The 7,859-nt window shown below is 48.1% G+C and carries 4 protein-coding genes and 4 pseudogenes; 5 read left to right on the forward strand and 3 right to left on the reverse strand.

Annotated elements, in window-relative coordinates:
- Nucleotides 1-9 precede the first annotated feature (9 nt).
- Nucleotides 10-126 (forward strand): annotated as a pseudogene (locus J1785_RS05640) (transposase); the annotation flags it as partial.
- Nucleotides 127-363: 237 nt separating this feature from the next.
- On the opposite strand, the pseudogene J1785_RS05645 reads toward J1785_RS05640, so the two are convergent.
- Nucleotides 364-1,379: pseudogene (locus J1785_RS05645) on the reverse strand (IS110 family RNA-guided transposase).
- A gap of 66 nt (nt 1,380-1,445) precedes the next feature.
- Between J1785_RS05645 and J1785_RS05650 the strand changes: the two are divergent.
- Nucleotides 1,446-2,139: pseudogene (locus J1785_RS05650) on the forward strand (DDE-type integrase/transposase/recombinase); the annotation flags it as partial.
- A gap of 225 nt (nt 2,140-2,364) precedes the next feature.
- On the opposite strand, the gene J1785_RS05655 reads toward J1785_RS05650, so the two are convergent.
- Nucleotides 2,365-3,609, reverse strand: coding sequence for an IS110 family RNA-guided transposase (locus J1785_RS05655; RefSeq protein ID WP_217218989.1), 1,245 nt, complete (start codon nt 3,607-3,609; stop codon nt 2,365-2,367).
- Between the two features lie 82 nt (nt 3,610-3,691).
- Between J1785_RS05655 and J1785_RS05660 the strand changes: the two are divergent.
- Nucleotides 3,692-3,997 (forward strand): annotated as a pseudogene (locus J1785_RS05660) (integrase core domain-containing protein); the annotation flags it as partial.
- 426 nt (nt 3,998-4,423) lie between these two features.
- The gene (locus J1785_RS05665) at nt 4,424-5,536 is read left to right on the forward strand and encodes a hypothetical protein (RefSeq protein WP_217218990.1); all 1,113 of its coding nucleotides are present in this window, start codon (nt 4,424-4,426) and stop codon (nt 5,534-5,536) included.
- Between the two features lie 49 nt (nt 5,537-5,585).
- Here J1785_RS05665 and J1785_RS05670 read toward each other — a convergent pair whose 3' ends face one another.
- Nucleotides 5,586-6,488, reverse strand: coding sequence for a bacteriophage abortive infection AbiH family protein (locus J1785_RS05670; RefSeq protein ID WP_217218991.1), 903 nt, complete (start codon nt 6,486-6,488; stop codon nt 5,586-5,588).
- 91 nt (nt 6,489-6,579) lie between these two features.
- Here J1785_RS05670 and J1785_RS05675 point away from each other — a divergent pair, with 91 nt between their 5' ends.
- Nucleotides 6,580-7,497, forward strand: a complete 918-nt coding sequence (locus J1785_RS05675) for a restriction endonuclease (protein ID WP_217218992.1) — start codon at nt 6,580-6,582, stop codon at nt 7,495-7,497.
- The last annotated feature ends 362 nt before the right edge of the window (nt 7,498-7,859 follow it).

The raw sequence follows: 7,859 nt of genomic DNA on the forward strand, positions 1-7,859 counted from the left end.
GAGATCGCTATGCGTAAGATCCGATTCACTGAGCACCAGATCATCGCCGTCCTGAAATCAGTCGAGGCTGGCAGGACCGTCAAAGATGTGTGCCGCGAGGCTGCTATTTCTGAAGCCAGCTATTACATCTATGGACTACCTCCGTTTTGCAAGTACTGAATCGGGTTTTGGGTTGTTGCTTACATCTATCCGGTATCAGGAAAACTAACCTGTGCCCAAATGGGTAATCCGCACACAATCGCCTCAACAACTGGACGGCCTCTGAGGCCAATATAATAGTCAGGTTCCGATTGTGCAGGTGCAACCTGTCACCATTTTTCAGTACACTGCAACTCGTCTGGCTGGGTACTAACTTCCAACTGCCTAATACTCGGTATCTTTTCTCAGCATCGACCAGATTATTCTCGCGTTCTTGTTAGCGACCGCCACGGTCATTTTATTAAACCCGCGCCGTTCCTTTAACTGGTTAACCCACTGATGCAGGCTGCCATCATTGTTATTCGTGGCAACTCTGACGACAGCGCGGGCACCATGAATAAAAAGTGTCCGCAAATGCTTGTCGCCTTTTTTCGTCATATTCATCAGTACCTGCTTGTCGCCACTCGAGTGCTGTCGTGGAACCAGACCAAGCCATGCGGCAAAGTGACGACCATTTTTAAATTCAGTTCCTTTGCCAATCGCGGCAACAACAGCCGTGGCTGTTTTAGGACCAATGCCTTTAACTTTGGCAATGCGCTGGCAGGCTTCTGATTGCCTGAACACAGCATCAATTTCTTTATCAAAAAAGTTTATACGACGACCCAGATCGTTAAAGAGATCATAGAGTTCTGCAATCGTTCTGCGCATTCTAACTCTAAGACCATTTTCAGCATCTTCAAGGATAAGCGGAACGGCACGACGAACTCTTGAGACTGCCGCGCCGATTGTTATTCCCCGATCAAGCAGCAGCCCTCGGATTTGACAGACTGTAGCAGTACGATGATTAACAATACGCTGTCTTGCACGGTGTCACGGTGTAGAGCCTGAATATCCTGCTGTTCAAGGTTTTTCGGTGGAACAAACTGCATCGTAGGTTGCATCAGAGCCACAGCTATCGCCTGCGCATCGTTACCGTCATTTTTTTGCCCACGGACAAAAGGGTTTACATATTGGGGGCTGATGACTTTTACGTTATGACCCAATTTCTCAAACTCACGCTGCCAGTAAAATGCGCCTGTGGATGCTTCTATACCGATCAGACAGGCCGGAATTTTAGCTACTGTCTGGAGTAATTCTTTTCGGCCAGTGCGTTTCTTATAAACCGGTTTGCCGGCCTGATTTAATCCGCAGAGCTGAAAAACATTTTTAGCCAGATCAATACCCAGAAATACGATATTCATGGCGATTCTCCTGCTGAACATATTTCGTACAGTTAACCGCAGAGGGAAGAGGTAGTCCATCCCATTAACTGGAAAGCAAAATATGGCGGGATGGAAGCCGCTGATATCAAAAAAATCAAAGACCTTGAGGACGAGAATCGTCGTCTGAAGCAAATGTTTGCCGATCTGAGTTTGGAATGCCGGGCGCTGAAAGACGTCATCGAAAAAAGCTTTAAAACCAGCGATAAAGCGTGAGCTCGTCAACTATCTGACCACGCAATTTACGATGAGCATACGCCAGGCATGCAGGACGTTATCGCTAAGCAGGACGGTGTTTCGTTATCAACCGGATACGCGACGTGATGAAGCGGTGATCCAGAGGCTGACCGAGGTCGCTGAGCGCTATCCCCGCTACGGTTTTGAGAATATTTTTCAGGTACTTAGCAGGCAGGGGCACGTCTGGAACCACAAACGCGTTCACCGGACTTACTGCCTGCTGAAACTGAATTTTCGCCGTAAGGGAAAGCAACGTCTGCCGGTGCGCAATCCGGCTCCGCTGGCGACGCCGGAAGCACTCAACCAGAGCTGGTCGATAGATTTTATGCATGATACGCTGGTGTGTGGCAGACGCTTCCGGACCTTCAATGTGGTGGATGATTTTAACCGTGAAGCGCTGGCGATAGAAATTGACCTGAATATCCCGGCGCAACGCGTCGTGAGAGTGCTAGACAGGATAGTGGCAAACCGCGGCTATCCGCGGAAGATTCGTATAGATAACGGACTACCGTCTGAGTCAACTGTTTTTACGCAAAGGGCTCCTGCCATCTGATAAGAAGGTGATGGTTTATTTTATATCCGATATTGCTCATTTCCTTTTGGCTTATAAACATGCTTACCATGATATACAAGGGTCCGGATGGCCCGACAGGACTTAACACAGCATTTTGGGAAGCCATGGACGTTGAGCATTATCTAATGGTCGCGATGCGCCTTACGGCCCATTGAATCACATCCCATGGCTTATTTCATAATACCCTTTATAATCAATATCCTGTTTTACAATCGCATGCGCTACTCTGGCGACTTTTGTTGCCACTGCCGTCATGGCTTTTCTTTTCTGATCGGGTTTATCTCCATTTTCCCGGATATAACGTTCATATTTGTACCGGAAGCTGTTTTCTCTCGTTCTTACGGCTACTGTGGCGGCAAGCCAGAAGGCATATCTTAACCGTGCGTTTCCACGTTTTGACAATCGGTAACCACTGTGTTTTTGCCCGCTCTGGCTGGCGGAAAGGTTAAAACCGCAGAAGCTGAGATACTGTCGGTAATGCGCGAAACGTGTCAAATCACCACTTTCAGCAATTATCATCAGGGCAATGACTGCGCCAATACCCGGGATCGTACGTAAATGTTGGTAATCACTCCGTTCCTGTAAATAATTTTCTGCCTGTTTCTCAGGCTGCAACCGTTGAGCCGAAAGCTCGACATATCGATGAAGCTGTAATTTGAACGTCGTTACTGCCAGAGAACCATCCGACAACGGTAACGCAATGGAATTCGCTGAAATATCATAGAGGTGCTCAAGAAACTGCTGTTTATACTGCTTCCGGCCAACAACATCCCATGCCTGTTTTACAAACAAATCCCGGTTCAGTGATGTGATACAGGACGGTGTGGGAAACTGAAGTAAAAACTGACAGAACCACTCTGCCAGGGACATATGCAGAAATTGTTCAGCCTCGGGAAAATAAAGGGTCAGATAGTGATTCACCAGGCTGTTCAGACAGCGGGTTCGTGCCAGCGTAACCTGATGGTAGGTGTTTGATATTTCCTGTATATCGATAACGCCATTCGCCAGAGGATCATAAAATGGCGAAGATAAACCCTGTTCCAGCAAATACATGCTGACACTGGCATCTTTACGATCATTTTTATCCCAGGTCTTAAACAGCATCTCGCGGGCCCGAGCACATCTGACAGATGAAACAAGATGGCACTTTACTCCCTGCTGATGTAACCACCATGCGATGTTGCGATGATAATCAGAGGTAGGTTCAAAGGCGGCGATGATACTGTCATGGGGTGAAGCGGTGAGAGCAAGCAGTCGGTTGAACCCTTCCAGTGTGTTTTCAATACGCAGATAAGACGTTCGTCCATCCGGGTACCGAATTTTTGCATCATGATGTTTTTTAGAGATATCCAGGGCAATCAGTGTCCTCGACATGCTGACATTGCTAACAGGAGTGTTCATTGATTTTCTCCACTTGTGACAGACACTACAAGTTGTAGAAAATGGCTGACTTAAACGCTAACCAGATGCATTCAATAGGTATCACGGGCCAGAACTGATATCACTGGCACTGGCGCAATGGGCCGAAGAACATGGTGTGATGCTGGAATTTATCAAGCCGGGTAAGCCAACACAGAACTCGTTTATCGAACGGTTTAACCGAACGTACCGGACCGAAATACTGGATTTTTATCTGTTCAGAACGCTGAATGAAGCACGGGAAATAACGGAACACTGGCTGAATGAATACAACAGCGAGCGGCCCCATGAATCCCTGAATAACCTGACGCCGGAAGAATACCGGCTGATGGCTGAGAAACCGGAAATCTCAAAAAGTGTGTGGAACTAGAGCTGGGATACTTACACCGGCAACGCCTGGGAGTCGAAGGAGGAGAGCCAAATCCGCTTGTCTGAAAGATGAAAGAACCCACGCAGAAACACAGCTCTTAAAAGACAGAGGCAGGCTTTGCCGTGAAGAAACTAAGGATATGCATCAAATATTGGCGAGAATAAACATTAGAATGGCACTGATATTTTTTGTATTCTGAAAACTCACTGTCCTTCATTTGCATGCATACTACAAATGCTCCTTCTTCTGAAATTCCTTCATCCTTATTTGATGTTTTCAAATCTGGCGGCCTGGGGCCTGGCTCAGAACCTTGAGGGCCTCGGGTTCTTTCACTCTATAAATGACCTACCTTTACAGGTCGGAAATGACGTTATCTATCCCTGGAATCTAAGCCCGACGCACGGCGTTAATGGATTATCGGGTTTAATGACTATCTTGCTCCTCCCGATCGCACTACTGAATATCCGTGCCGGATTTTACCTTAATCGGTGCATGGGCTGGATAAGCCTGTTTTTCTGGATCTCGCCAGGGACGTTCAGCCTGATGGGTTATGTCCCTGACTTTAATAGTTTCGGTCCTGATGTGTTCCGGTTTGGGAGCGACTTTACGGGCAGTGTGTCTTCTGCGGCAGCCAATTTGCTTATCTCAATGGTTGCCGGCTGGTCAATCATTATGCTTTTCAGCGCGCTCTGGAAGAAAAATACCTTCAAAAATGCTTATGACCACATCTGGTACGTCTTGGGTCTTATCGCAGCTCTTTATTACGTTACGGACAGCGGCCTGCCCTCCTATAAAGAGGACCTGTCAGAAACTGGTGAACGCACCACCCTGATCGTGCAGCACTATCGCAACGGCGAGCAAAACTTGGAAGATCTGTGTAAAGAACCGGACGTGATAAATCAGGTTCCAGATTTATGCAGCCTGGCGCCTGAGATGCGGTGGTCGCTACAGAACAGCTTTGCTTCAAAAGATATTTTGCGCGCCAGAATAGATTTACCCGACTGGGTGACAAGAGTTGCTTACGATCGGGGCATCGGCAAACAGATTGAGACGTTCAATGCTCTGGCATGTTCTGCGCATGCGTTCAGGGGTAACTGTGAGGTTGTCCCCATCGAGATGGCTCTTAACGGTGTGGATTATAAAACGCCCGGGGCCTTTCTAACCCCAGTCTATGCCCAGAGACTTCTGCGACTGCATGTATCCATGCAAAAAGCCGACTCACGCATAAAAGATATCGAGCAGGGGCATAACACGCGCTATTTTGTGTTTCTTATGCTGGCCTTTGTCGCGGGGGGTAAGCTTGCAAATACGTCCAGGTCGATGGTCAGCCATGATACGGTTCGCCCTCGCTCATGGCTGCTCTCCGGTATAAGGTTTATCATTCACAACACGCTGCTGGTGATAAAGTTCCTTACAGCAGAACTGGTCTTGCCGCTTATGCAACGTATGGTACAACGGGTTAAATGGCATACCGCCCGGATTAAAACCAGAACGCCCAAAAGCGCGGCAGAACATGATGCCTCCTCCGGTAAAGGGTAACCCTTTGACGATCGTGCTGTGACCTGGAGCTGGTGCGAGAAGAGCAGACCTACAACGTATCCCAAGAGACTTGCCTGACAGAGACCGGTCTGATTCCCATCAGGTCAAGTTTGCGAGACTTTTCTATCCACTCCTCTTCGCAGCGGCACGCTATGGACCACTGTGCCGCTGCAACGGATTTCTGAAGAAAAAGATACTGGAAATAAGCCTCATCCACCGCAGACAGAGAATGGCCCAAAATCATCACTTGCTTAACTCCGCTCAGTCCCTCGAAAAAGTGTCGGTGTTTAGCGATAAGTTTCTGTGAGGGTTTAAACGTCGCACAGAAATAGTCATCAATGATGCTGTTAACCTCCATGAGCCGCGTATCCATATCTGCAATATCTGCCCTGTCGTTGAGAGAGGCGCGGAATTCAGGCTCCCAGGCATGTCCAAGGATCAGTTCATCGTCCCTTGCTTCGGCAGAACCATGGATGTGGAGCACACGATCTGTCCCGACGCCATAAACGCGTCTCAGTGTGCTGGTGTAGTTAAAGGTGAGAAAAAGTGCCTGCGAATCCAGTTTAGTCAGGCGGTTAGGCGAACTTTCACAAGAAGGTATCGGCAATTGACGGATCCACTGACCGAATCGGCTACGCATGCCCTTAGAGAGGCGTCTGACAACCTGATCCACCTCATACTGGAAATCATGATGACCTGCGTCACTCCAATCCTCATCACCGTATGAACTCATGAAATGGCCGAGGTTGTTGATGAGCATGTCGGCATCGAGGTCTGCAAGCGCGGTTTCGAGATCACACCAGTCATCATCCACTGGAAGGTACTCTTCCACATCCCGATAAATATCCGAATCCATGGCCAAAAGAAATTCCTTAAAATGCCACAGGCTAGAGGGGATGTTATGCCTGAGATCGAAGCCATTTCCAATGACATAGAGTGTAGTTGTCTGCATAGACCCTCTCACGACAGATGACCTGTTTGCGTTGAAATACCAGAATATCTCGTGTTTTATAACAGCAGATACCTTATACCCCCGGAAAATTATGGAAAAAATCAGACCCGCAACAGTTCAGTTCATCAAACTTGGTGAGGCAGGTGAATGGGAGCAGCAGTGCCTGTCGGAGGGCACGCTTCGGTTTGGTTATCATAAAACCCCAGACAATCTTTGCGTTGACGACCAATGGGAAGACGTTCACGAGATATGGCTTAAAGAGCGGAAGGGAAATAAGGCAAGCGCCAGCAGTGACGTCAGGCAGATCAAAACTTTCTACACGGCAGATGAAGATACACTATTCATTACCATCAGGGGGGGATTTCTTTACTGGTGTCGACCCGTGGGGCCGGTTGAGGTACTGGCAGATAGTAGCCGGGTCAGAAAAACGATAGAGGGGTGGCAAAACACCAGCGTTGGGGGCGCGCGATTAACCACGGATCACCTGAGCGGAGACCTGTTAAAGGTTCAGGGGTATCGGGGTACGATCTGTAACGTAAGCGCACATGATTACATTGTACGAAAAATCAATGATGAAGATCTCCCTACGGTGTCTGATGCTAAGCAGGCTGAAGTAACGTACCTGGCCGCGATAAAAAATCTGTGCCAAATGCTAACCTGGCAGGATTTCGAGCTACTGGTAGACCTTGTTTTTTCAACCAGCGGGTGGCGGCGCACCAGTATTGTCGGTAAAACCCAAAAAACGCTGGATCTTGAGCTTGAATCCCCCACCACCGGCGAGAAAGCTTTTGTTCAGATTAAATCATATGCGGACGCACATGCTTTCAGCGATTACGCAAAACGGTTCAGGGAAACCAGCGCCTATGAACGGATGTTTTTTATCTGGCACAGCGGACCGTTATCCGAAAATATCAAAGCCGAAGGCATCACGTTAATCGGCCCCGACAAGTTAGCTGAACTCATTCTGGACAGTGGTTTATCAAGATGGCTTCGTAAAAAAGTTTCATGATATTCCGGCTATTTCTTCAACTCATCGGCAGTGAATCAACGTGATAAGGCTCCGGAAACGGGCTTTACCTAGACGCCATCGGACCTCAGCCGCAGGCGCGAAATGCCTACTCAAGCAGTTCGGTGAAATTTACCGGCCTGCCGGTAAGCGCAGTCGGGCTGACGACACGGGGAGCCGAAGGGGGCACTAGGTATGATGACTGTGATGACTCTTGTGTCTTGAATACATAGTCAATAATCACACCTTTGATCAATGTCATATTGTTCAATAGTTGATCATCCTGCAGAAGTCTGAAGTTAAATGCTCTTTTTCAGGGATCGTATGGGTATTAGAAAATTTTGTTCTTCAGTTTAACTGAAGTC

Source organism: Rahnella perminowiae (assembly GCF_019049755.1).
In the GTDB taxonomy this organism is placed as follows: Bacteria; Pseudomonadota; Gammaproteobacteria; order Enterobacterales; family Enterobacteriaceae; genus Rahnella; species Rahnella perminowiae.